The 22,542-nt window shown below is 66.5% G+C and carries 25 protein-coding genes; 12 read left to right on the top strand and 13 right to left on the bottom strand.

What is annotated here, in order from left to right:
* Nucleotides 1-5 precede the first annotated feature (5 nt).
* On the bottom strand, nucleotides 6-494 hold the full coding sequence (locus ACTHQX_RS17150) for an Hsp20/alpha crystallin family protein (RefSeq protein ID WP_440158368.1): 489 nt from the start codon (nucleotides 492-494) through the stop codon (nucleotides 6-8).
* Between the two features lie 557 nt (nucleotides 495-1,051).
* Between ACTHQX_RS17150 and ACTHQX_RS17145 the strand changes: the two genes are divergently transcribed.
* Complete coding sequence (locus ACTHQX_RS17145) at nucleotides 1,052-1,537, top strand: hypothetical protein (protein ID WP_440158370.1); 486 nt, start codon at nucleotides 1,052-1,054, stop codon at nucleotides 1,535-1,537.
* A gap of 50 nt (nucleotides 1,538-1,587) precedes the next feature.
* On the opposite strand, the gene ACTHQX_RS17140 is transcribed toward ACTHQX_RS17145, so the two are convergent.
* Nucleotides 1,588-2,202: a TetR/AcrR family transcriptional regulator gene (locus ACTHQX_RS17140; protein WP_236805134.1), complete on the bottom strand. Its 615-nt coding sequence runs from the start codon at nucleotides 2,200-2,202 to the stop codon at nucleotides 1,588-1,590.
* Nucleotides 2,203-2,358: 156 nt separating this feature from the next.
* Here ACTHQX_RS17140 and ACTHQX_RS17135 point away from each other — a divergent pair, with 156 nt between their 5' ends.
* From ACTHQX_RS17135 to ACTHQX_RS17125, 3 genes are all read left to right on the top strand, one after another.
* Nucleotides 2,359-2,589 (top strand): hypothetical protein, encoded by a 231-nt coding sequence (locus ACTHQX_RS17135; protein WP_236805135.1) that lies wholly within the window; start codon nucleotides 2,359-2,361, stop codon nucleotides 2,587-2,589.
* A 153-nt stretch (nucleotides 2,590-2,742) separates the two neighbouring features.
* Complete coding sequence (locus ACTHQX_RS17130) at nucleotides 2,743-3,216, top strand: sensor histidine kinase (RefSeq protein WP_440158372.1); 474 nt, start codon at nucleotides 2,743-2,745, stop codon at nucleotides 3,214-3,216.
* A 54-nt stretch (nucleotides 3,217-3,270) separates the two neighbouring features.
* Nucleotides 3,271-3,936: a nucleoside/nucleotide kinase family protein gene (locus ACTHQX_RS17125; protein WP_440158373.1), complete on the top strand. Its 666-nt coding sequence runs from the start codon at nucleotides 3,271-3,273 to the stop codon at nucleotides 3,934-3,936.
* Here the strand turns inward: ACTHQX_RS17125 and ACTHQX_RS17120 are convergent, their stop codons facing one another.
* Genes ACTHQX_RS17120 through ACTHQX_RS17110 form a run of 3 tightly spaced genes read right to left on the bottom strand, consistent with a single transcriptional unit; the run spans nucleotide 3,937 to nucleotide 6,042 of the window.
* Nucleotides 3,937-4,182: a hypothetical protein gene (locus ACTHQX_RS17120; RefSeq protein ID WP_440158375.1), complete on the bottom strand. Its 246-nt coding sequence runs from the start codon at nucleotides 4,180-4,182 to the stop codon at nucleotides 3,937-3,939.
* A gap of 53 nt (nucleotides 4,183-4,235) precedes the next feature.
* Nucleotides 4,236-4,967: a DUF4386 family protein gene (locus tag ACTHQX_RS17115; protein WP_440158377.1), complete on the bottom strand. Its 732-nt coding sequence runs from the start codon at nucleotides 4,965-4,967 to the stop codon at nucleotides 4,236-4,238.
* Between the two features lie 40 nt (nucleotides 4,968-5,007).
* Nucleotides 5,008-6,042, bottom strand: a complete 1,035-nt coding sequence (locus ACTHQX_RS17110) for an LLM class flavin-dependent oxidoreductase (protein ID WP_440158379.1) — start codon at nucleotides 6,040-6,042, stop codon at nucleotides 5,008-5,010.
* Between the two features lie 141 nt (nucleotides 6,043-6,183).
* On the opposite strand from ACTHQX_RS17110, the gene ACTHQX_RS17105 reads away from it, so the two are divergent.
* Together ACTHQX_RS17105 and ACTHQX_RS17100 are read left to right on the top strand one after the other, a co-directional pair.
* On the top strand, nucleotides 6,184-7,020 hold the full coding sequence (locus ACTHQX_RS17105) for an alpha/beta fold hydrolase (RefSeq protein WP_440158381.1): 837 nt from the start codon (nucleotides 6,184-6,186) through the stop codon (nucleotides 7,018-7,020).
* Between the two features lie 299 nt (nucleotides 7,021-7,319).
* Nucleotides 7,320-7,850 (top strand): hypothetical protein, encoded by a 531-nt coding sequence (locus tag ACTHQX_RS17100; RefSeq protein ID WP_440158383.1) that lies wholly within the window; start codon nucleotides 7,320-7,322, stop codon nucleotides 7,848-7,850.
* 94 nt (nucleotides 7,851-7,944) lie between these two features.
* Here the strand turns inward: ACTHQX_RS17100 and ACTHQX_RS17095 are convergent, their stop codons facing one another.
* From ACTHQX_RS17095 to ACTHQX_RS17070, 6 genes are all read right to left on the bottom strand, one after another.
* Nucleotides 7,945-10,008 (bottom strand): Ig-like domain-containing protein, encoded by a 2,064-nt coding sequence (locus ACTHQX_RS17095; protein WP_440158385.1) that lies wholly within the window; start codon nucleotides 10,006-10,008, stop codon nucleotides 7,945-7,947.
* Nucleotides 10,009-10,321: 313 nt separating this feature from the next.
* Nucleotides 10,322-11,338 carry a magnesium and cobalt transport protein CorA gene (locus ACTHQX_RS17090; RefSeq protein ID WP_440158386.1) on the bottom strand — a complete coding sequence of 339 codons (1,017 nt, stop codon included), beginning with the start codon at nucleotides 11,336-11,338 and terminating at the stop codon, nucleotides 10,322-10,324.
* 144 nt (nucleotides 11,339-11,482) lie between these two features.
* The gene (locus tag ACTHQX_RS17085) at nucleotides 11,483-11,881 is read right to left on the bottom strand and encodes a cupin domain-containing protein (protein ID WP_440158388.1); all 399 of its coding nucleotides are present in this window, start codon (nucleotides 11,879-11,881) and stop codon (nucleotides 11,483-11,485) included.
* Between the two features lie 236 nt (nucleotides 11,882-12,117).
* On the bottom strand, nucleotides 12,118-12,462 hold the full coding sequence (locus tag ACTHQX_RS17080; RefSeq protein ID WP_440158390.1) for a hypothetical protein: 345 nt from the start codon (nucleotides 12,460-12,462) through the stop codon (nucleotides 12,118-12,120).
* A 308-nt stretch (nucleotides 12,463-12,770) separates the two neighbouring features.
* Complete coding sequence (locus tag ACTHQX_RS17075; protein WP_440158391.1) at nucleotides 12,771-13,502, bottom strand: glutamine amidotransferase; 732 nt, start codon at nucleotides 13,500-13,502, stop codon at nucleotides 12,771-12,773.
* Nucleotides 13,503-13,506: 4 nt separating this feature from the next.
* A complete protein-coding gene (locus ACTHQX_RS17070; RefSeq protein WP_440158393.1) occupies nucleotides 13,507-14,208 on the bottom strand; it encodes a FadR/GntR family transcriptional regulator in 702 nt (233 codons plus the stop codon).
* Between the two features lie 128 nt (nucleotides 14,209-14,336).
* Between ACTHQX_RS17070 and ACTHQX_RS17065 the strand changes: the two genes are divergently transcribed.
* The 3 genes from ACTHQX_RS17065 to ACTHQX_RS17055 are packed head-to-tail and all read left to right on the top strand — an operon-like array spanning nucleotide 14,337 to nucleotide 18,560.
* Nucleotides 14,337-15,725: an SLC13 family permease gene (locus ACTHQX_RS17065; RefSeq protein ID WP_440158395.1), complete on the top strand. Its 1,389-nt coding sequence runs from the start codon at nucleotides 14,337-14,339 to the stop codon at nucleotides 15,723-15,725.
* Nucleotides 15,726-15,777: 52 nt separating this feature from the next.
* Nucleotides 15,778-17,016 (top strand): CaiB/BaiF CoA transferase family protein, encoded by a 1,239-nt coding sequence (locus ACTHQX_RS17060; RefSeq protein WP_440158397.1) that lies wholly within the window; start codon nucleotides 15,778-15,780, stop codon nucleotides 17,014-17,016.
* Nucleotides 17,017-17,036: 20 nt separating this feature from the next.
* Nucleotides 17,037-18,560, top strand: coding sequence for a carboxyl transferase domain-containing protein (locus tag ACTHQX_RS17055; protein WP_440158456.1), 1,524 nt, complete (start codon nucleotides 17,037-17,039; stop codon nucleotides 18,558-18,560).
* 84 nt (nucleotides 18,561-18,644) lie between these two features.
* Here the strand turns inward: ACTHQX_RS17055 and ACTHQX_RS17050 are convergent, their stop codons facing one another.
* Nucleotides 18,645-19,256: an NADPH-dependent FMN reductase gene (locus ACTHQX_RS17050; RefSeq protein WP_236805151.1), complete on the bottom strand. Its 612-nt coding sequence runs from the start codon at nucleotides 19,254-19,256 to the stop codon at nucleotides 18,645-18,647.
* Nucleotides 19,257-19,487: 231 nt separating this feature from the next.
* On the opposite strand from ACTHQX_RS17050, the gene ACTHQX_RS17045 reads away from it, so the two are divergent.
* From ACTHQX_RS17045 to ACTHQX_RS17035, 3 genes are all read left to right on the top strand, one after another.
* A complete protein-coding gene (locus tag ACTHQX_RS17045; protein ID WP_236805152.1) occupies nucleotides 19,488-19,649 on the top strand; it encodes a hypothetical protein in 162 nt (53 codons plus the stop codon).
* A gap of 66 nt (nucleotides 19,650-19,715) precedes the next feature.
* On the top strand, nucleotides 19,716-21,581 hold the full coding sequence (locus tag ACTHQX_RS17040; RefSeq protein WP_440158398.1) for a Na+/H+ antiporter: 1,866 nt from the start codon (nucleotides 19,716-19,718) through the stop codon (nucleotides 21,579-21,581).
* Between the two features lie 103 nt (nucleotides 21,582-21,684).
* On the top strand, nucleotides 21,685-21,984 hold the full coding sequence (locus tag ACTHQX_RS17035; protein ID WP_236805154.1) for an antibiotic biosynthesis monooxygenase family protein: 300 nt from the start codon (nucleotides 21,685-21,687) through the stop codon (nucleotides 21,982-21,984).
* Here the strand turns inward: ACTHQX_RS17035 and ACTHQX_RS17030 are convergent.
* Nucleotides 21,981-22,340 (bottom strand): hypothetical protein, encoded by a 360-nt coding sequence (locus tag ACTHQX_RS17030; RefSeq protein WP_440158401.1) that lies wholly within the window; start codon nucleotides 22,338-22,340, stop codon nucleotides 21,981-21,983. The two genes, ACTHQX_RS17035 and ACTHQX_RS17030, sit on opposite strands and share 4 nt — an antisense overlap.
* Between the last annotated feature and the right edge of the window lie 202 nt (nucleotides 22,341-22,542).

Genomic DNA, 22,542 nt, shown 5'->3' with positions numbered 1-22,542 from the left:
CCAGCCTAGGGGCCACCGAAACTCTGGCCTTCGGGTTCCTGCCCCATGTCCCGTGAACCCCCGGTTCCGGTACCGCCAGTTCCCGCACCCCTGGAGACGCGGACCTTCCTGGCTCCGGCAGCGGGCTCCTCGGACAGCGGAACTCGAACTTCCAGAACGCCGTCGGTGTACGAGGCGCGGATGTCCTCCTGGTTCACCGGGCCGGGAAGGCTTACCATTCGCGAAAACGTGCCGAAGCGGAATTCCGAGCGGTACCCTTCCTTGTCCTTGTGCTCCGATTTTTCTTCACGGCGGACTGTGATCTGCAGCTGGCTGCCGGCGAGGGTGATGTCGACGTCATTGTCAGGATCGATGCCCGGTGCTTCGGCCTTTACCACCAAGGAACCGGCTTCCCGGTATTCCTCCACCCGGAGCCACGCGTCCATATCCCCCTCCAGGAAACGGCGGAAGGGTTCCGGGATATCCACGCCGCCCCGCCTGAATATGTTGGTCATCGCTCTTACCTCCTGTCAGCTTCCGGCCCCAATGCAGGATGCGGAGGACCGGAACGGGTCCCAACACCACAAAGCTACGCTCCTGCGGAGCGCTTGTTAAGGCGCAGTAGGGGCGCGTGCCAACCGCTGCCCATGCAGCCTCCGGCCCCGCCAGCAGGACACCGATCTGGCACCGATCCTGAGATTTCCTTGGGAAAACCCGGGAAGTTTCCGGCTGCAGCTCCAGGCCGTGCGCCAATGCGCACGTTTTCGCCGCCCGGACCCCCCAGAATCCGCACGGAACCTGCTATCGAGGGGTGCGGGCACCGAGCTTTTCACAGGAGGCATGCCGCACATTGGCACCATGCAAGGGATCAGGCAGCCAAAGGAGGAGCCCCCGGTGAAGACGCTGTTACTGCTGTGCATTCCGGTGGTTGCTTTCGCAGCACTCAACGTCTGGAACCAGGCGGTTGCGGAGCCCACGCCTCTTAAGGAACCAGGCATAGTGGTGGCGGAGGTCTCCACATCAGCCAGTGCAGAATTCACGGCGGGAAACGAGACCATTCACGGAGGTCCTGATGGACGCTAACACTGCCACCCCTGGCGAGCCCAATCGGCTCAACGTCCCCTCCGAACGTGGGAGATACCCCGAGGATGCAGCGAATGAGTTGGAGGAGTTCTGCAGCGAATCGCTGAGGTCGATCGACAAGACGGTGATGCGCGCCCAGGTCATCGAACTCATCCTGGACATCCTCGCCACCACGGATGTGGAATCGGAAGCCAGGCACCGACTGCTGCAGCACCTGGCCCTGCATCCGGGGTCCCCCGAGCAGGCGCTGCTGTGCCACCTGAGCGAGAACGCCTGCCTTCCGCCGGCCGCGGGCGGCGACAGCCTGACGGCGGACGGAGACAGTCTTCCGGCGGGCGGCTTCCTCCCGGCGGGCGCAGACTACTTCGCGGCTGGGGCGGCGGACCGGCCCGCGCAAGGCAGCGGGGACTCGGGTGAAGGATCGAAGTCGAGGTGGCTCCCGGCCCCACTGCGGAACCTGCTGCGGCGCGACTGATGTGGACCGGCCGCTGAAGAGGGCCTGGCGGCGGCCGGCCTCCGGCAGTGTCAGCTCCGGTGGTGCCCGATCAGCCAGCCTGCCATCTGCTGCGCCCGCTTGGAAGCGAGGAAGTCGCCTTCCGTTGCGGAGATGATGGAGCCCTTCATCAGGATGTGCCAGGAGCGCGCGAATTCGTCAGGGCGTTCGAGTCCCGCCTCCTCGGCGAGCGCCTGGATGTGCCCGCGGATTCTGGCGAGGTAACCGATGCTGGCCTCGCCAAGCGGATGATCCGGGCCCATCTCCAGGAGGACGTTGATGAAGGTGCACGCCTCAAAATCGTCACGCTGGAACCAGTCACCGAAGACGTCAAAGATGGCCAGCAGGCGCCCTTCGGGGGTGGTCCCCCTGCGCCTCGCCTCGGAGACAATCAGGTCCACGGTCCAAACCTGGTCACGGAGTGCGAGAAAAGCCAGGACCAGCGCGTCCTTGGAGGGGAAGTGGCGGTAAAACGTGGACTTGGCGACGCCGGACCGTTCAATCAGCTCATTGATCCCGACGTCGCGGACACCGCGGTGGGAAAAAAGTTCGTAGGCGGTGGCCAGGATCCGGTCCACTGGTTCACTATGGCCGGTACGCACTCCTAGAGGAAGCAAGGCATCCCCGGTTGCATCAGGAGCACTCATCAGAGAATCAGTGTACCTTGGTACTAGTAGAGACAGACCTGTCTGTCTTATTGTTTTAGGAACATGACCCTTCGTCTTGGAAACCGCGTCCTGGCAACAGCGCCGGATCCCGAGCCGCGGGCGTCACTGCAATGGGGCAGGAACAGGAGGGTACCGATGGACGAAGATATGCGCGCGGTGGAAGAGGCCGTGGCGACGCTGGAATCCGCAATAGTAGAGCACGACCCCGCGGCTGCAACCCTGCAGCACGCAGTGGCGGCGGCCGTAACCCACGGCAAGCCGATCCGCGAAGTAGCCGCGGCGGCACACATGACTGCCCTGGAGGTCCTGGACGCGGCCGACGCCGTCACGTATCCACAGCAGGCGATGCAGCCATGGATGGCCTAGTAGCTGCGCGCAAGACCTCGCGGAAACTTGATTGCATCCCGGGGTAAACCTGCGGCGAGCCTGATCTGCCCGCGCCACCCTTAAGCATCAGCCCTGAGGAGTGATTTTCCAGGGAAAGCATGCAACAAGGACCGCCAGGAAGCGGGGGGCGCCATGAACCAATCAGCAACTCTCGAGGAAGTCGTCGAAGTCGGCGGTGTCATCACCGATCGCCAGCCGCTGGACTTTTACCGGCTGGGGCTCGCCGGCTGCATCGACAGGCTCACAGTCCCCCTGCGCCGCGAGGGTACCTGCGTGCACTGGGAGACTCCCCACCACGGCGTCGAGATCTCGTCCGGCTGCGCGTCGGTGCTTTACCAGTCCGCACAGGAGGCGCTGAGCAACACGTTCAGGCATGCGCACGCCACCGATGTCACTGTCCGGCTTACCGCCGTATTCCACGGCATCCGCCTCATGGTCGCCGACAACGGCACGGGCTTCGAATCGGTTTCGCCTGCAGCGGGACACGTCAACGGCCACGGACTCAGGACCATCTCGCAGGCGGTCGATGAAGTGGGCGGGACCGTGGACATCACCTCGGCTCCGGGCACCGGCACGGCCATGACCATCACCATTCCGCTCGACTGAACCGCAGCGCATCGCGGCACGCCTGCGTCCCGGGCCTCGCTTAGGATGCTGTACATGACCCTGCCGAACGCCGAGCCCCGCGCCGTCCGGGCTTTCGAATCCGTGGAAATCCAGCAGGCTCTGGCCGGACTACGCGGCCAGCTGAGCACTGGAAGGCGGATTCTCCTCGGTGTGGCTGGTTCCCCGGGGTCCGGAAAATCCACCTTCTCGGCCTGCCTGGCCGACGCACTCGGCCCCGAGTCCGCCCTTGTGGTGCCCATGGACGGTTTTCACCTGGGCAACGCCATTATTGACGGCACTCCCCTACGGCAGCGCAAAGGCGCGCCGGACACGTTCGACGTCGGGGGCTACCTTTCGCTCCTGCAGCGGCTTGCGCGCCGGGACGAGGACGTGGTGTATGCGCCCGACTTCCGGCGGACAATCGATGAGCCCGTGGCCGCATCGCTGGCCATCCCGGCCGCCCTCCCCGTCATCATCACCGAGGGCAACTACCTGCTCAGCTCCGATCCCCGCTGGCAGCAGGTGCGGGCACAGTTGGATGAGGTGTGGTTCATCGACACGCCGCATGAGCTGCGCCTTGCCCGGCTGGTTGAACGGCACATGTTCTATGGCATGGACCGCGCTGCGGCCGAGGCCTGGGCAAACGGGCCGGACGCGGCCAATGCGCGCCTGATCGAAGCCACACGCTCCCGCGCCGACAGGATCATCCCCTGGTTTTAGCTACGTGTCCTCGGCGTCCCACATGCCGGATTCGTTCGCGGCCTCTTCCGGCTTATGCTCGCTCTCCGGCGCTCCACTGCCCACGTAGCTGGCGGGCACTGTTCCGCCCGGCTGTGTCATCTGTTCCTCACGGATGTTGCGTGCCGTACCCGCCTCGGGATGGGGCTTCTGCTGTTCGACGGCGTCCGGGTCGCCGGGGCCCCGGAGGTCGCTTGGCTCTTCCGCGTTGCGCTTGCTGTCGGTCATACCACTGCCTCTCACTGGGAAATGCCGGTCGCGTCCCAGTCTAGGCACCGGGCCTAGGATCTGCGCAGCGAGCTTGCCAGGAGCCAGAGCGTCCAGACCAGGATGAGCGCAATGCCGGCAAGGGTGGGCACGGCGTTGCTGCCGGAGAAGCCTTCGGCCCCGATAATCCAGCCCTGAGCCAGGTACGCGATCCCGGACAGTCCCATGAGATAGCCCACCGGACGCGGGAAGCCACGTGAACTGCCAACTGCGATGCCAATCAGGATGAGGGCCGCACCCAGCACGAAGCTCTGGTAGCTGCGCATCCCCCACTCGAGCCAGCGCATGTCCTCCGCGGCCGCAAAGCGAACGGCCTTCTCGGCTCCTTGGGCGGCAGCCCAGGCGTCCACGGAGTGCTTCAATGCCACACCGTCCACTGCCTGAAGTGCACCATAGAGGGCAAGCGCGGCGGCCGCGGCCCAACTGCCGAGCCGTGCCGGCCAGCGTGGGCGCCCGGGCGCGCCGCCGGCTACGGACCCCAGCACCAGCAGTCCGGCAATCAGGGCTGCCATTCCCGCAAACTGCCCCAGGTGCACGACGATCCACAGATTGCTGCGGGCGTACTCGGCGAACGCTGCAGCATGGTCGTTCGCATTCGCCCCTTCCGGATGCAGGGCCCCGGCGGCGAAGGACACCACGACGCCGGCCACGAGCAGGACCGCGGCCAGCCGCCGGGCGCTCTGGCCGCCGTCGTGATTCTGGCCGTAGTGGAGATTTTGGCCTGCAGGAGCGTGATCCGCGTCCATGGCAGCCGCCCTTCGGGAGAAACCGTCCGATCCCTGTAGATTACGCCCGCACGGGTGCCCATCCCAGCGCCGGGGCCACGTGCCGGGCGATGGTCCCCAGGAGTTTGGCGTTGTACTCCACGCCGAGCTGGTTGGGGACGGTGAGCAGGAGCGTGTCCGCGGCCTGCACCGCGGTGTCGGCGGCGAGTTCCCGGGCGATGACATCCGGCTCCCCGATATAGCTTTTACCGAAGCGGGAAAGGGTGCCGTCGAGGGCGCCCACCTGGTCCCTGCCTTCGCGGAGGGCACTCAGGCCGAAGTACTGCCGGTCCTCGTCGTCGACCAGCGGCAGGACGCTGCGGCTGACTGAAACCCGCGGCTCATGGTCATGCCCGGCCGCCGCCCACGCTCCGCGGAACATCGCAATCTGCTCGGCCTGGAGCTCGTGGAACGGCACCCCGGTATCCTCGGTCAGCAGGGTGGAACTCATCAGGTTCATCCCCTGCTCGGCCGCCCAGACCGCCGTTTTCCGGGTCCCGGCGCCCCACCACATCCGTTCGGGCAGCCCCTCGGACCGGGGCTGGACCGGCAGCAGCCCGGTGGCTCCGCCGGCGTACCGCGGGTCAGCCTCCACCACTCCGGCGCCGGCTATGGCCCGGCGGAACTCCTCCGCATGCCGGCGCGCCATGTCGGCGTCCGTCTCGCCGTTTCGCGGCACATAGCCGAATGCCCCCGCACCGTTCCGTGCGGGCTCGGGTGAACCCCTGCTGATGCCGAGCTGGAGCCGGCCGCCGCTGATGAGGTCCGTTGCCGCGGCCTCCTCCGCCATGTACAGCGGATTCTCGTACCGCATGTCGATGACCGCAGTGCCGAGCTCAATGCGGCTGGTGCGGGCTGCGGCCGCGGCAAGCAGCGGGAACGGTGACGCCTGCTGGCGCGCGAAATGGTGCACACGGAAAAACGCGCCATCAATGCCAAGCTCCTCCGCGGCCACGGCCAGCTCAATCCCCTGCAGCAGCGCATCCCGCGCAGTCCTTGTGCGGGAACCCTGCACCGGTCCCCAGTGGCCGAAGGACAGGAAGCCAATTCGTTTCATGCCGTTCTCAACATCCGCGCCGCCGCTGCCATTCCTGCAGGCTACGCCCTGTGACAGACCCTGCGCACCGGGTGCGATCCCGATAGGTTGGTAACACCGCTTGAGGACGTCCGTTCTCGCGAGACCGAAGGGATCTAAGACATGGCTTTCATCACCGTTGGACAGGAAAACAGCACCGATATCGAGCTCTACTACGAAGACCACGGAACCGGACAGGCTGTTGTCCTCATCCACGGCTATCCCCTGGACGGATCCTCCTGGGAGAAGCAGACCGCCGCCCTGCTCGACGCCGGCTACCGCGTCATCACGTACGACCGCCGCGGCTTCGGCAAGTCCAGCAAGCCCACCGCCGGCTACGATTACGACACCTTCGCGGGCGACCTCAACACCGTTTTGACCACCCTGGACCTCAACGACGCGGTGCTGGTGGGCTTCTCCATGGGAACAGGCGAGGTGGCCCGGTACCTCTCTACGTTCGGGTCGGCCCGCGTGTCCAAGGCTGCCTTCCTGGGATCGCTGGAGCCCTACCTCCTGCAGACCGAGGACAACCCCACCGGGGTGCCGCAGTCGGTCTTCGATGGCCTTGCCGAGGCAGTCAAAGCGGACCGTTACGCCTTCTTCACCGAGTTCTTCAAGAACTTCTACAACAGCGACACCTTCCTGGGCACGCCCCGCCTGAGCGAGGAGTCCGTCAAGGCCAGCTGGAACCTCGCCGCCAGCTCCGGTGCATTCGCCTCGGTGGCCGCCCAGCCCACCTGGATCACCGACTTCCGCGCCGATATCCCGAAGATCGATGTCCCGGCCCTGATCGTGCACGGCACGGCGGACAACATCCTGCCGATTGACGCCACCGGCCGGGAGTTCACCAAGGCCCTGCCGGAGGCCGACTACGTGGAGATCGACGGCGCCCCGCACGGCCTCCTCTGGACCCACGCAGCAGAGGTCAACGAGACCCTGCTCGGCTTCCTGCGGAAGTAGCCGGCACAACGGGAGGTCGGCCGACGGCGGCACCCGGGTGCCGCCGTCGCGCTCGACAGGTGGCCAAAACCATGTGAAACAACCGCTACTGGTTGACAGTTCCGGTAAATAAGGGTTGACACCCACTTCCGGGGGTAAAATTTGAACACCGGACCAGCAATAGTCTTGCGGGTCCGGTTACCAGGCCCACCCGGCCAACCCGGGTGGACGATCATAAAGCGGACAGAAGTGGTTGATAGGTCTCCACGCGTCACGTGATCGGCCAGCGATGCCCGAACACACACCTCGCAGGAGAAACAATGACAACCACCATGCCATCACGGCAGCGGCGCCCCATGGCAACCCGGCTCGCCTTGGTATCAGCGGCATCCCTGAGCCTTATCGGGGGTTCCCTGGCGGTCGCAGGCCCGGCATCGGCTGCCGGCTACGACGCCAAACCAGACAAAAAGATCGAGTGCTGGGTCAAGGCTAAGGACGTGCATGAGAAAGCGGACTACGGCAAGTACTCCAAGAAAAATTCGGCGGACGTAAAGTTCGAGTTCAAAGTCTGGTGCGACAAAAAGACCGACGTGAAGTTTGACCACTGGATCTTCCAGAAGAAACACGGCAAGTGGGTGCTGATCAAGGACCGCTCCGGCAAGATTGACAACGTTAAGGACAAGGTCACCAAGCACACCAAAGCCGAGGTCAAGGACACCGGCCGCAAGGGTGGCGAGGAGAAGGTCTACCACGTCGTCAAGATCAGCTACAAGGAAAAGGACGGCAAGTACTCCCACACCGTAACCAAGAAAGACAGCGCCTATGGGACGGTCGACTTCGGCCGCTACTGACACGGCCAGGAGTTTCAGGTTGACCCTGTTTCCCAACTAACCGAAAAGGCCGACGGCGGCACCCGGGTGCCGCCGTCGGCCTCTGCGTGCTTTCTCAGAGAGAACCGGTGGTGAAGGTCCAGCCAGCCGATTTCAGCGGGTTGCCCGCCAGGTCACGGACGGCCGTGGAGCCCCCGGTCACGGTCACCGCGTATTTGGTCCGTGCGGCCAGGGCAGCCGAGGGGTCCAGAATCCACTGGTTCGTGCTGCCGTTGCGGGAAACGGTGGCCGTCACCGTGGCACCGGTGGCGGCGTTCTTGAGCGTGACGGTGGCGGTGCTTGCGCCCTGGATGGCCTCACTGAAGGTCACCGCGATGTTGCTGGGCCGTCGCACCAGCGTGGCGCCCGGACGCGGCGTCATGGCCGTGATGACCGGGGCGGGGCCGGTGGTGAACGTCCAGCTGGTAGTTGGCAGCGGGGTGCCTGCGGTGTCGCGGATGGCGGCGGCTCCCCCGCTGAGCGTCACCGTGTACTTGGCATCGTTGGCGAGGCTGGCTGCGGGGTTCAGGGTCGCAATCCGAGTGGTGGCGCTGTAGGTAACGGCAGCCGGCACCACGGTCCCGGCCGCGTTCTTCACGAGGAAGCTGTTGCCGGTAACGCCCTGGACAGCCGTCCTGAAGGTGGCCGTGATGTTGCTTCCGGCGGCAACGGCGGTGCCGTTCGCACCGGGCGTGCGCGCCGTGACCGTCGGGGCTGCGGCGGTGATGAAGGACCAGCTGCCCGTCACGAACGGGGTGCCTGCGGCGTCGCGGACGGCCGAGGGTCCGCCGGTCATTGTTGCCGTGTATTTCTGCGACGCGTCGAGCAGCCCCCCGGGGTTCAGCGTTGCGGTACGCGTGGCGGCGTCGTAGCTGACGGCAGCGGGCACCGCTGCGCCGGCGGCGTTCCGAAGGACGAAGGTGGAACCGTTTACGCCCTGGACGGCGGTACGGAAGGTGGCGGTAACGTTTGCTGCCACGGCGGCGCCTGAGGAGTTGGCCGCCGGGCTGAGCGCGGACACGGACGGTGCGGTGAGGACGGCAGCGGAAGAGTCGGTGAACAGCAATCGGTTAGGTGTTCCCGCGGTGGCTGCGGAGACCGCGCCGGAGGTGGCTTCGGAAAGCAGCTTCGCCGCCACGTCCGCCGGCGCCAGGCCCGGCGACCGGGACAGCACCACCGCTGCGGCGCCAGCAACGTGCGGGGATGCCATCGAGGTGCCGCTCATCAGGGCCGTCGCCGTGGTCGAGCTGGAGGAGGCGGACTTAATGCTGACGCCCGGCGCGAACAGGTCAACGCAGCTGCCGTAGTTGGAGAACGCCGCCTGCTTGTCCGCGGAGTCGCTCGCGGCAACGGTCAGCGCGCCGGCAACGCGGGCCGGGGAGCTGTTGCACGCATCGGTTGCGGAATTTCCGGCGGCTACCACTGCGGTGACGCCGTCGCTGATGATGCCCTGCACCGCAGCGTCCACCATGGCGCTGGTGCTGCTGCCGAGGCTCAGGTTAGCCACCGCCGGGGTTCCGGCCTGGTGGTGCGAGGCCACCCACTCCAGCCCGGCAATCACATCCGAGTTGAAGCCTGAGCCATTGCAGTCCAGCACCCGGACAGGGACCACGGTGGCCGCCTTGGCCACGCCGTAGGTCTTTCCCGCGATGGTGCCGGCAACGTGCGTGCCGTGGCCGTTGCAGTCCCCTGTGCCCAGTCCGTCGGAAATCGCCGACCACCCCGGAGCAACGCGGCCGCCGAACTCCGCGTGCGCAGACAGCACGCCGGAGTCGACCACGTACGCGCTCACGCCGGCGCCGGTGGACGCCGAGGTGTAGGTCCCGGACAGCGGCAGGGTGCGCTGATCAATACGGTCCAGGCCCCACGTTGCGGACTGCTGGGTGTCGGCGGCCGTCACAGGGGCATCCAGTTCGACGGCGGCAACGCCCGCCGAGCGTAACAGGCCCGCGGCCTGCCCGGGCGTTGCCGTCACCACGGCGCCCTTGATGGCTTTGGCGAACGTGCGTCCCACGGCGATGTTCCTCGAGCCCAGGTTCCGCACGGCCGAGGAAACGTCGGTCCCGGCGGAGTAGCGCACGATGTAGCGGGCAGCCGGTGCTCCCGCCCCGGTTTCGGAGGCGGCAGCACCGGCTGGCACTCCGGCGATGGGGGCAGCCAGGGCCGTCAGCAGCAGCGCAGCCAGGGCAGGACGGAGAACAGACGAAGCGCTAATTGGGTTCCTTCGAACGAACTGAGTGCCGGCGGGGAAAGCCAGAGGAAGCTGATTCCAGTGTATTTTCAGCGGTCCGCCGCAACCCCGTTGCTGGCTCGAACCTTCGGCGAAGCTTCGAAAGCTGCGCTAAACCCGGCAAAACCCTGCGTTTGCCTGAGAAAAAGGCCGACCTGCGGCTGGGAGCCGCAGGTCTGCTGTTCCCACCCACATGGGGTGTCCGACGGGTGCGCCGTCGGTTCTAGATCCAGTTGTTGTGCTTGAACGTGGCGTACAGGACCAGTCCCATGCCGATCATCAGCCCCAGCGCCATGGGATAGCCGAAGATCCAGTCCAGTTCAGGCATCGTATGGAAGTTCATCCCGTAGATGGTGCCGATGAGCGTGGGGGCGAAGAGGATGGCCGCCCAGGAAGAGATCCTCTTGACCTGCTCGCTCTGCGCGAAGCTGGACTCGGTGAGGCGGCGCATCTCGTCGTTCTGGCGCTGGGCAACGAGGGCCGCATTGACCGCGAGCGCGTTCTGCAGCAGGGCCCGGAAGGATGCGATCCGGTCATTGAGCCGCAGGACGTGGTCCAGCACATCGCGGAGGTGGTCCTGGAGTTCGGGGCCGGGGTGGTGGTCCGGCGTTCCGGTGACCAGTGCCTGCATGATTCCGGCGAGCGGCCCGGTGGCCCGCTGCACCGTGATGACCTGGCGGGACAGTTCGTAGATTCGGCGGGACACCTCAGGGTCCGCGCCGAACAGTTCGTCCTCGATCTCGTCGATGTCGTTTTCCAGGCCTGCCGCAACCGGCTCGTACTCGTCAACCACCTGGTCCAGGATGGCGTACAGCACGGCATCGGGACCCAGGGCAAGGAACTCCGGCTGCGATTCCATGCGGCGGCGGACCCGTGCCAGGTCCGGGGACTCCGCACGGCGGACAGTAACCACGAAGTCCGGGCCGGCAAAAACGTGGATCTCGCCGAACTCCACCTTTTCGACGTCGTCGAGGTACCGCGCCGGGCGCAGGACCAGGAAGAGCGTTTCACCGTAATGCTCCAGCTTGGCGCGCTGGTGCCCGGTCAGCGCATCTTCAACCGCAAGCGGGCTCAGGTCGAATTCGTCCGCCACTGACCGCAGTTCGCGTGGGTCCGGCCGGTAGAGCCCGATCCAGGCCATGCCCTCGCGTTGCCGCAGCAGGAAGTATGTCTCCTCCAGTCCTTCGGGATCCGCCGTCCGGTGCCCATCCACGTACACCGCGTTGTCGATGATGGCCACAGCGGCGCCTCCTCAGCTGGAACGGCATCCCATGGCAGTGACGTTATCCCTTCCCGGACGCCGTGCCAATAAGGTACGTGCCCGCGCCACAAGGACCGCCGGCTCAGCTGCCGGCGGCCCGAGTGGTGGTTCAGAGTGGCAGGGTCAGATGCGGGCGTGGAGGCCGCGGCTGACCGGCCGCCCGAACGATGCCGCGCCGAGGAACTCAACGGCCACGAACGGCTCGGAACCCACCACCCACTCATCGTGTCCCGGAGGAATCGCATAGGTGTCATTGGCGCGGATCGAGGAGCGGGCCCCCTCAGGTGTCTCCACCTCCATGACACCGGAGATGCAGAACCCGAGGTGGTTGTGCTGGCAGAAGGGCGTTTGTTCGGTGGGCTTGGTGCATTCGGACCAGCGCCAGCCGGGGGCGAGGATCAGCCGGGCAACGGAGAAGTCGTTGACGCTGACCAGGTCCACCTCGGCTTTGTCCGGGCACCTCTTCTTGTCCGGTTCATCGAAGGATTTGACGGCAAGGGCGGTAATGAAATTGGCGGTCATGAACGGTACCTGCAGATTTGGTTGAGACCTGAAATTTGAAGGCGGCTTCCGGGAGAGGCCCACGCTGGCGAGGTGCGGGCTGCCGCCGAACGTGACAGTACAACAGCCGCATCTTTTTTGGTGTGGCTTCCCCCTCGCCGCACGCGCACGCACTCAACAGATCACATGTTGACGTAGTTCAACCGTAGACCTCTGCAGGATGAAGTCAATGGGAATTCGCCGGCGTCCGGCTGGTCCTATTGGTAGTCGGCCAGCCAGAGATCCGGACCGAAGACTTCGTACTGGATATGCTTTGCCGGGACGCCGGCGGCAATGAGCGCTGTGCGGACGGACTGCATGAAGACCACCGGTCCGCACAGGTAATATTCGGCGTCCTCCGGCAGGTTCGCGGCCCGGATATCCATGAATCCGGTGTGCACCTCCCCCTGCGCGCCGTCCGCCCCTTCCGGATTCAGGAGCCACGTTGACAGGGAAGCATCAGGCATCTTCTTGAGGTCCCCCGCCACCTGGCTGCGGAGCGCGAACGATGCCATCGAGTCGCCCGCATGGAGGAACAACACTTTCCGTTGCGAGCCGGACATGGCAGCGACGGTTTGACCTCGCGCTCATCGGTGCGCTCGACCACGAAGGTGATGACGTCGTCGGTCTCCTGGATTTTTTCGGTGACCCGCCAGGTTGTCATGGACTATGTCGTACTGGTCGGGGCTCAGCCCCAGTGACACGTGTTTGTGGGCAATGCGGGACAGCAGATGGTCCGGCAGGTGGGTGGATCGTTGACGAGGAAGCCGGCAAACGCAGCCACAGAGCCGGCGAGCGCCTGCTGCTGCTTCCCGTCAGCCTGGTTGCCGCGGTTCCAGCGACAGGGCCCGCCCCGAGCCCGGGCCGGAGGTTACCGGCCGTAGAGCTTTACGAAGTTCCGCAGGATCTTCATGGGTTCGGTGGCCGTGTACGTCCGGGCTTCCGCCATCAGCTCCTCGGCGGACTCGGGCGGGAAGTATCCGGCGTGGCGGTAGATATCAATCCTGGTCACCAGGCCTTCGGCGTCGAGCTCCGGGTGGAACTGCGTGGCGTACAGGTTCTGCTTGATCCGGAACATGTGTACGGGGCAGGCGGCGGAGCTGGCCAGCAGCACCGCGTGCGCGGGCAGGACCGTGCACCCTTCCTTGTGGCCCGTGAACGCGGTGAACTGTGCGGGAAGGCCGGCCAGCAGCGGATCCTGCAGGCCCTCCGGACTCAGGCTGACGGTCACGCCGCCCAGCTGCTCGCCGTAGGTCCGGTCGATCACGGCGCCCTGGTGCAGGCCGAGGGTGCCGACGCCGTAGCAGGCGCCCAGGAACGGGAAGTCCTCCGCCACGACCCGGTCCAGCAGCCCGGACAGTTCGCGCTCCACCCGATGCTGGGCTTCGGTCTTCTTTTCGGGCGGGTCGCTCGAGGTGAACGGGCTGCCGCCCACGATGACGCCCGAATAGTCATCCAGATCCAGTTCCGGCAGGGGCGCGCGCTCCATCCGGATCCGCTTCAGCTGGTGCGGTTCCAGCCCGCAAAAGCGCAGGTACGACTCGTATTCATCGTCCGCGGCGACGTCCTCGGCCCGCGAGGCGAGCAGCAGAAACGGCTTCACGGGCTTATTTCAGCAGGGCGACGTCGGACACGAGGGTGATGTGGTCCAGCATCGCCGCCGCGGCGGCCTCCGGGTCCTGGACACGGATGGCGTCCGCGATTTTGCGGTGGGATGCAAGTGACTGCTCCGGCCGGCCGGGCTGTCCCAGCGATTCGAGCCGCGTTTCGAGGATCATCTCGGCGATGAAGGTCATGAGCTGGGCAAGCACGCCGGAGTGCGCGGCGGCGGTGATGGCCTGGTGGAACAGCTCGTCGCCGTGGGCCCCCTTTGCGCCCGAGGCCACCTCTTCCGCCATGACGTCCAGGGCCTTGTCGATCGCCTGCATGTCCTCCTCGGTGCGGCGCTCGGCGGCAAGCTCGGCCAGCTTGACCTCGAGCGTGCTGCGGGCCTCGACGATCTCGGGAAGGCGGCTGCGGTGCTCCCGAAGTCCCTTGAGTACCGAGGGAACGTTGGGCCGGTAGACAAGCACTGCGCCGGTTCCGTGCTGGACATCGATCACGCCCAGGACTTCCAGGGCCACCAACGCCTGGGCAAGTGTGGCCCGCGAGACTCCCAGCCGCTCGGCCAGGTCCCGCTCGGCGGGAAGGGTGTCCCCGGGCCCCAGCTGCGCGGACTCGATGAAATCCATGAGCTGCTCCACGAGCTGTTCGTAGAGCCGGGGCCGGGCGACACGGGAAATCTGTTGCGTTGCTGTCTTCCTTGGCATGCGCGTCCTTCCGGCGATTTGGGTCCAGCTTAGCGGAGGAGTATTGACAAAGTCACCTAGTGTCTAGGAGGCTAGGCCAGTGAGCTTGTAAGCCACATCACATCATTTCTCACCCCGGAGGCACAACGATGTCCGCTCCCGTCCTCTCCATCATCATCCTGGCGGTGATGTTCCTGCTGGCCACTGTGCTGCCCCTCAACATGGGCGCCCTGGCTTTTGTAGGCGCGTTCCTGCTGGGCTCGGTGGTGCTCGGAATGTCCACCAGCGACATTCTCGCCAACTTCCCCGGCGGCCTGTTCCTGACGATCGTCGGGGTCACCTATCTCTTCGCGATCGCCCAGAACAACGGCACCATCGACCTGCTGGTCCGCGGCGCGGTCCGAATGGTGGGCAGCAAGGTGGCGCTCATCCCGTGGGTCATGTTCGCCATCACGGCTGTCATCACCGCCGTCGGCGCCCTGTCCCCCGCCGCCGTCGCGATCATCGCCCCGATCGCCCTGAGCTTCGCGGCGAAGCACAAGATCAATCCGCTGATGATGGGCATGATGGTCATCCACGGCGCGCAGGCCGGCGGCTTCTCCCCGATCGCCGTCTACGGCGTCACGGTCAACGGCATCATCGCCAAGACGGACCTGGAAGCCAGTCCGATGGCGATCTTCCTCGCCAGCTTCATCTTCAACCTCGCCATCGCTGTAGTGCTCTTCATCGTCCTGGGCGGCAGCAAACTGCTCTCCACGAAGACCGGCCGGCTCGTTGAACAGGCCGCCGAGTCCAGGATGGCCGTCAGCGTCGGCGCCCGCGCCGCCGGTGCCACCCTGAGGGGCTCCGGCACCGACATCTCCTCCTCCGGCGTGGCAGCCAAGGGAACCTCCGGCGCCTCTTCTGCCGCTAAGTCCGCCGATGCCGGCGGTGCCCGCGCCACTGTTCCGCAGCTGGTCACCATCGCCGGCCTGATCGCCCTGGCCGTCATCTCGCTGGGCTTCAAGGTGGACGTCGGCTTCGTCTCCATCACCATCGCCATGGTCCTGGCACTCGTCTCACCGGCCGCCCAGAAGGGCGCCATCAACAAGATCAGCTGGTCCACCGTCCTCCTCATCTGCGGCATGCTCACCTTCGTGGGCGTCCTCGAGGAAGCCGGTACCATCAAGTTCGTCTCCGACGGCGTCGCCCACCTCGCGATGCCCCTGCTCGCGGCCCTGCTGATCTGCTACATCGGCGCCATTGTCTCGGCCTTCGCCTCCTCCACGGCCATCCTTGCCGCGCTCATCCCGCTGGCCGTCCCGTTCCTGTCCAGCGGCGAAATCGGTGCCGTCGGCGTGATCGCCGCCCTGGCCGTCGCTGCCACCATCGTGGACGTCTCGCCGTTCTCCACCAACGGAGCCCTGGTACTGGCCAACGCCCCGGAGGACGTGGACAAGGACAAGTTCTACAAGCAGATCCTGGCGTACAGCGGCATCGTCGTCGTCGCCGGCCCCGCCATCGCCTGGCTGGTCATGGTCCTCCCCGGCTGGATGTAGCCGGCCCGAACAGCACCACCAGCCCCTCCAAGCAAGAGAAGGAACACCCAGCATGAGCCATGAATCCACGCCCCAGCCCGAAGGGCCCCTCGCCGGCTACCTTGTGGTGGACCTGAGCCGCGCACTGGCCGGACCCCACGCCGGCATGATGCTCGCGGACCTCGGCGCACGGGTCATCAAGGTTGAGAACCCCGGCACCGGAGACGATACGCGCGGCTGGGGGCCGCCCTTCGTCGGCCCCGAGGATGATCCCCAGGCCACGTACTTCCTCTCCTGCAACCGCAACAAGGAATCCATCGCCCTGGACCTGAAGAGCGACGACGGGCGGACGGTGCTGCGTGAACTGTTGGAACGCGCCGACGTCGTTATCGAAAACTTCCGCCCCGGCGTGCTGGACCGGCTCGGCTTCTCCGCCGCGGAGATGCACGCGCTGAACCCTGCCCTGGTGGTCCTGTCCATCACCGGTTTCGGCCACGACGGCCCCGAGTCACGCCGCAGCGGCTACGACCAGATCCTGCAGGGTGAGGCCGGGCTGATGTCCCTGACCGGTTCCGGTCCGGACGATCCGCAGCGGGTGGGCGTTCCCATAGCGGACCTGCTCTCCGGCATGTACGGGGCGTTCGGCACGCTGGCGGCACTGCTGCAGCGCGAGCGCACCGGCCAGGGGCAGATCGTGCGGACGTCCCTGCTCGCCGCGCTGATCGGTGTCCACGCGTTCCAGGGCACGCGCGCCACCGTTGCGGGTGAGGTGCCCAAGGCGCAGGGCAACCACCATCCGTCCATCGCCCCATACGGCCTGTTCCACTGCCGGCAGGGCCGCGTGCAGATCAGCGTGGGCAGCGAGAAGCTGTGGCGCACGTTCGCATCCACGTTCGGGATTGACGCAGACCGTCCGGAGTTCGCGTCCAACGCAGAGCGCGTCCGGAACCGGGAAAAGGTCATCGAGGAGGTGGAGCGCGCATTCGCCGATTACGAGGCGGAGCCGCTGCTCGCGAAGCTGAACGACGCCGGGATCCCGGCCGGCAAGGTCCGCACCCTGGACGAGGTCTATGAATGGGAACAGGTCCATTCGCAGGGCCTGGTGATCGACGTCGACCACAAGATTCTCGGCAACGTCACCCTGCCCGGCCCGCCGCTGCGCTTCTTCAGCGCCGCGGACACCGCCGAAACCACGCTCAAGGACCACACTGCGCCGCCGCTGCTGGACCAGGACGGCGATCAGATCCGTCAGTGGCTGGGGCTTGTCCCGGCCGACGCCGCCGCTGCCGCCGCCTCCGGGGAAGGCCGCTGAGCATGGCGGCTGATCAGAGTATGGGCACAGGCCAGAAGGTCCGGCACCTTGATGCTGCCGAGCTCATCGCCACCGTGCTCGATCCCGGCTCCTACCAATCCTGGGACTCGCCCGTGGTGGACCCGGATCCCAGCCCGGAATACCGGAAGGAACTGGCGGCGGCCCGGGAGAAGACCGGCGTCGACGAATCCGTCCTCACCGGTGAGGGCCTCATCCGCGGCCGCCGGGTGGCCGTCATTGTCAGCGAGTTCCGGTTCCTGGCCGGCTCCATCGGCCTCGCCGCAGCGGAACGGATCGTGAACGCCGTCGAACGCGCCACCCGGGAAGGGCTTCCGCTCCTGGCCGGTCCGGCGTCGGGCGGCACCCGCATGCAGGAGGGCACCATCGCGTTCCTTTCCATGGTGAAAATCAGCGCGGCGGTCCGGGCACACCGGCAGGCGGGCCTGCCGTACCTGGTCTATCTCCGGCACCCCACCACCGGAGGCGTCATGGCCTCCTGGGGCTCCCTCGGGCACATCACCGTGGCCGAACCCGGCTCCCTCCTCGGGTTCCTGGGGCCACGGGTCTACGAGGCGCTCTACGGTGCACCGTTTCCGGAGAACGTCCAGGTGGCCGAGAACCTCTTCGACAAGGGGCTCGTGGACGCTGTGGTCCCGCCGTGGCAGCTGTCCGACGTCGTCGACCGCGCCCTGAGCATCCTCGTCGCCGGCCCTCCCGCGCAGATCCGGCCGCCGCGGACGCTGTCCGTAAAACCGTCCGACGCCGGAGCCTGGGAATCGATTGAAATCTCCCGGAACCTGCGCCGCCCGGACCTGCGGCAACTACTCGCCTACGGCGCCCGCGACGTGCTTCCACTCAACGGCACCGGCCAGGGCGAAAAGGACCCGGGGCTGCTGCTGGCTCTGGCCCGCTTCGGGCAGAAGTCCTGCGTGGTGATCGGGCACACCCGTCCCCGGCCCTCCCAGCAGACCGCCATGGGCCCGGCGTCGCTGCGCGAAGCCCGCCGCGGCATGCGGCTGGCCGAGGAGCTCGGGCTGCCCCTGGTGACGGTGATTGACACCGGCGGCGCGGCACTGTCCAAGGAAGCGGAAGAAGGCGGGCTCGCCGGCGAAATCGCGCGGTCCCTGCACGATCTCATCGGCCTGAACTCCCCCACGGTGTCCGTTCTGATGGGCCAGGGAACCGGCGGCGGGGCGCTGGCGCTGTTTCCTGCCGACCGCACCATCGCGGCCCAGCATGCCTGGCTGTCCCCGCTGCCGCCCGAGGGCGCGAGTGCCATCGTGCACCGCAGCACCGAGTTCGCCCCGGCCATGTCCGAGGCGCAGGGCGTCAACGTCGCCTCACTCCACGCCCACGGCATGGTGGAGCACATCGTGGACGAACGCCCCGACGCCGCCCACGAGGGCAGGGCCTTCTGCCAGCGCCTGGGGCAGGCGATCGAGTACGAGCTGGCCGCGCTCTCGGCGGCCGGGGTGGACGAACTCCTCCCGCAGCGGCTCGAAAAGTACCGCAACCTCGGCGGTCTGGTCCCCCTCCCCCTCTAGAAGCCGCCCCCGCAAGGAGTTTTTGTCCAGATGATGGGGCTTCGGAGCCTCCGAGCGGCCATTATCTGGACAAAAACTCGAGACTCAGCGGGAAAGCTTCTGGGTGTCGGGTTCCGGATCGCCGATGTGGCCCGGTGCATTGGCCGCCAGGACACGCTGGACGAAGGCGCAGTACTCCTCCATGTAGTGGCGCAGGAAGGCCGCAGTGGATTCGTCCTTGACCTCGCCGTCGCTGCCGAACACGTCCGGGTTGAACTTCACGTACGCCTCGGGGGCATTGAGCTGCGGGGCGTCCAGGAAGCTCAGCACGGCCCGCATGGAGGACTGCATCACCGCTGTGCCGATGCTCCCGGGCGAGGCGCCGATGATGCCGGTGGGCTTGCGGGCGAACGAGTTGGTGCCCCAGGGACGGGAGCCCCAGTCGATGGCGTTCTTCAGCGCCCCCGGAATGGAGCGGTTGTATTCGGGCGAGACAAAGAGGATGCCGTCGGAGCCTTCGACGGCCTCCTTGAGGGCACGTCCTTCGGGCGGGAAATCGGCGTCGTAGTCGTAGCTGTACAGCGGCAGATCCTTGATGGGGATCTCGGTGAACTCGAGGTCCTCGGGGGCAAGCTTGATGAGTGCCTGGGAGAGCGTGCGGTTGATGGAGCCGCTGGCCAGGCTCCCTACGAAATAGCCGATCTTGTGCGTTGCCATAGTGGTGTTCCTTCCCAACAGCCGGCGCGGACCGGCTGGGTAAACGGTGCAAAGGGCAGTGCTGCGGCTGGCAGCCGCGGGGGCATTTCGGGTGCAACCCCCACAGTTCAGCACAGAACACCAGCCCCGGCCAGAGCGCAGGCGCCGGTCCTTGACAGTGTGACTGGCGCGGTAGCTAGATGAACGTAAGCGATGGCCACACCACCCACCCGCAACAGAGGAGCGGCAGTCATGAGCGAGATCCCGGAGTCGCTGCAGCGCATCCACAGCGAGGCCCCAGCCGAAGGGGATGAAACGGCAGACCCCACCGACATCCGCATGCATTCGCAGGATCCGGCGGAAGGTGCTGACGACGTCGCAGAACCTGCGCCCAAGCCTGCGGGGACATCTTGACGGAAGTCCCCGCCCGCCGTCGGGCAGCTGCGTCCGTGCAGAGAATCGGGTTGAGAGAATAGCCGCATGGAAGTCGCCCTGGGGTTGCTGGCGCTCGCCGCGGTGGTCTGCGCGGTCAGTGCGCTGGGCCGCAAGCTTGACGTGTCGGTCCCGCTGCTACTGGTGCTCGCCGGGGTGGCCGGCTCCTTCCTCCCGTTCGTGCCCCGGGTCGACCTCAACCCTGAGCTTGTCCTCGTGGGACTGCTGCCGCCCCTCCTTTACGCCGCCGCCCTGCGGACCTCGCTGTTCGACTTCCGCTCCAACCGGCGGGCCATCGGGCTGCTCTCGGTGGGCTACGTCATCTTCGGCACCATCGTCGTCGGGCTGGTGGTCTGGTGGCTGTTCCCGGAGATACCGCTGGCTGCTGCCATCGCACTCGCCGCCGTGGTGGCGCCGCCGGACGCGGTGGCTGCCACGGCCATTGCGCGCAAGGTGGGGATGCCGCGCAGGATCGTCAGCATCCTGGAAGGCGAATCGCTGGTCAACGACGCCACCGCCCTGGTGTGCCTGCGCGCAGCCGTCGCCGCCCTTGCCGGAACCGTGTCCGTGGTGGAGATCGGCGCCGACTTCCTGCTGGCCGCCGGCGGCGGGCTGGTGGTGGGGCTGGCCGCAGCCTACGTACTCACGCAGTTGCGCTTGCGGATCCGCAACGTTGCCATCAATACCTCAACGTCCCTGATGGCGCCCTTTGTGGCGTACCTGCCCGCGGAGGCAATCCACGCGTCGGGCGTCCTGGCCGTGGTGGTCACCGGCCTGATCATGGGCACCAAGGCGCCTTCCATGCCCAACGGTGCCGCCCGGCAGAGCCAGCGGAGCAACTGGGAGACGGTGCAGTTCCTGCTGGAAAACTCGGTGTTCCTCCTCATCGGCCTGCAGGTGCGCACCATCATCGAGGGTGTCCAGGACGACTCCCTGGGCGCTGCCAGAATCTGGGCGGGCTGCGCTGTGATCCTGCTGGCCGTGCTGCTGCTGCGGCCGGTCTGGGTGTTTCCGGCCACCTACCTGCCCAGGCTTATTCCCGCCGTGGCCCGGAAGGACCCTTCGCCGCCCTGGCAGTACCCGGCCATCATCTCCTGGGCCGGCATGCGTGGCGTGGTGACGCTCGCCGCAGCCCTCACGCTGCCCAAGGATCTGGAGCACCGCACCGTGCTGATCCTCGCGGCGATGGTGGTGGTGGCCGGCACCCTGGCGCTGCAGGGGTTCACGCTGCCGGCCCTGGTGCGGCTGCTCCGCGTGCAGGGGCCAGATGCGGGCGAGGACGCGCTGGCCCAGGCCTCGCTGACGCAGCAGGCCACGGCGGCCGGAGTGGAGCGGCTGCACGAATTGCGGACCGACGATGACCCTCCGGAGGTGGTGGCCATGCTCAAGCGGCGGACGCTGGAGCGCGGGCTGGCAGCGTGGGAACGCCTGGGCAGGCCGACGGCGGAGGCCGCCACTCCCAGCCAGCGCTATGCCCAGCTGCGGCTCGCCATGCTCGAGGCGGAGCGGGCGAAGGTCCTCGAACTCAGGAGCGGCGGAAACTACGCGCACGACGTTCTGAGCAACGTCCTGGAGAGGCTCGACGTCGAAGAGTCGATGCTTGACGCCGTCATCGAGGAGGCCGATGTTTCCGGCTCCCGCGCCGTCGCCAGACCGGGAGGCGACTGCACGCATCTGGAGGCCGCACCCGATCCCGAGGTTCCCCGCGACGCACGCTGTGACGCGTGTGTCCGCGAAGGCACCGTCACGGTCCATCTGCGCATGTGCCTGGAGTGCGGGAATGTGGCCTGCTGTGACTCCTCGCCCGCCACCCACGCGTCCCGGCACTTCAAGGCGACCGGGCACCCCGTCATGCGCAGCATCGAACCGGGCGAGGACTGGCGGTGGTGCTACGAGGACGATCTGCTCGGATAGTGACGTTCCTGCCCGCCCAGCGCAAGGCTGGCCTGCCCTCCCCTCCTCCATGCCGCGGACCTAAAATTGTCGTATCCGGCATCTTGGAAAGGGTGTGAGACCGATGGCAGAGCATTACGCCTCGGGGGTCTGGCAGGTCAAACAGGGCAAGGATGACGAATTCGTGGAGCGGTGGCGGGAGTTTCTGCAGTGGTCGCGGGAAAACCATCCAGGCATGGTAGAAGCGAAACTGCTCCGGGACAGGGGCACCGCCGGTCATTACGTCTCGTTTTCCGAGTGGACCGATGAGGCGTCGCGGGACGCCTGGAAGCAAGCACCTGAGTTCAAGAACCGCATGGGTGCGTGCGTGGCCCTGTGCGAGAACATGCACGGCGCCGATTTCGACCTCGCGGTATCCGTCTAGGTGCTGGCCGCCATCGGCGCGGCCGGCACAGATACGCCTGCAATGTCCGACGCCGGGGTGAGGATCCAGCGTTCCCCGTGCTCTTCGTAACTGATCACCATGGCCGCGGCGGCATTGCTTGCGGCGTCTATGGCGAGCAGCAGTGCCGCCTGCATGCGGCTGGCATGACCGAACCTTGAGCTCACCGTGCCCTCGAAGTCGCTGTTGTCGACGAGGATATAGGCCTTGCCCTCGGCCACCGCTTTGATCGAGTACCCGCGCTCCTCATGAACCGAACCGCGGGACGAGGCGATCTCCGTTACCTTATCGGCCCGCACCAGGCTATGGCTGATCGTGCGGATCCACACGTCACCCATCGGGTCTCCTTTGCTGCCGGAGGCTTGAATTTGCCTCTACTTGCAAACGGTAGTCCGTGAAAGCCCGGATGTAAGCCCCCCAAACCGTGCGGCCGCCGTCGGGCTCCAAACTGCCAGCAGGTTTTCCCCAAGCTCCGGCAGGTTTTCCCAAAGCTCCTCAGGCAATAGTGGGCCGGACCAGGGATCAACCCTGGCCGGTCTC

Source organism: Arthrobacter sp. SAFR-023, assembly GCF_051965295.1.
GTDB lineage: Bacteria > Actinomycetota > Actinomycetes > Actinomycetales > Micrococcaceae > Arthrobacter.
This window is presented reverse-complemented; position numbering and strand designations above follow the sequence as displayed.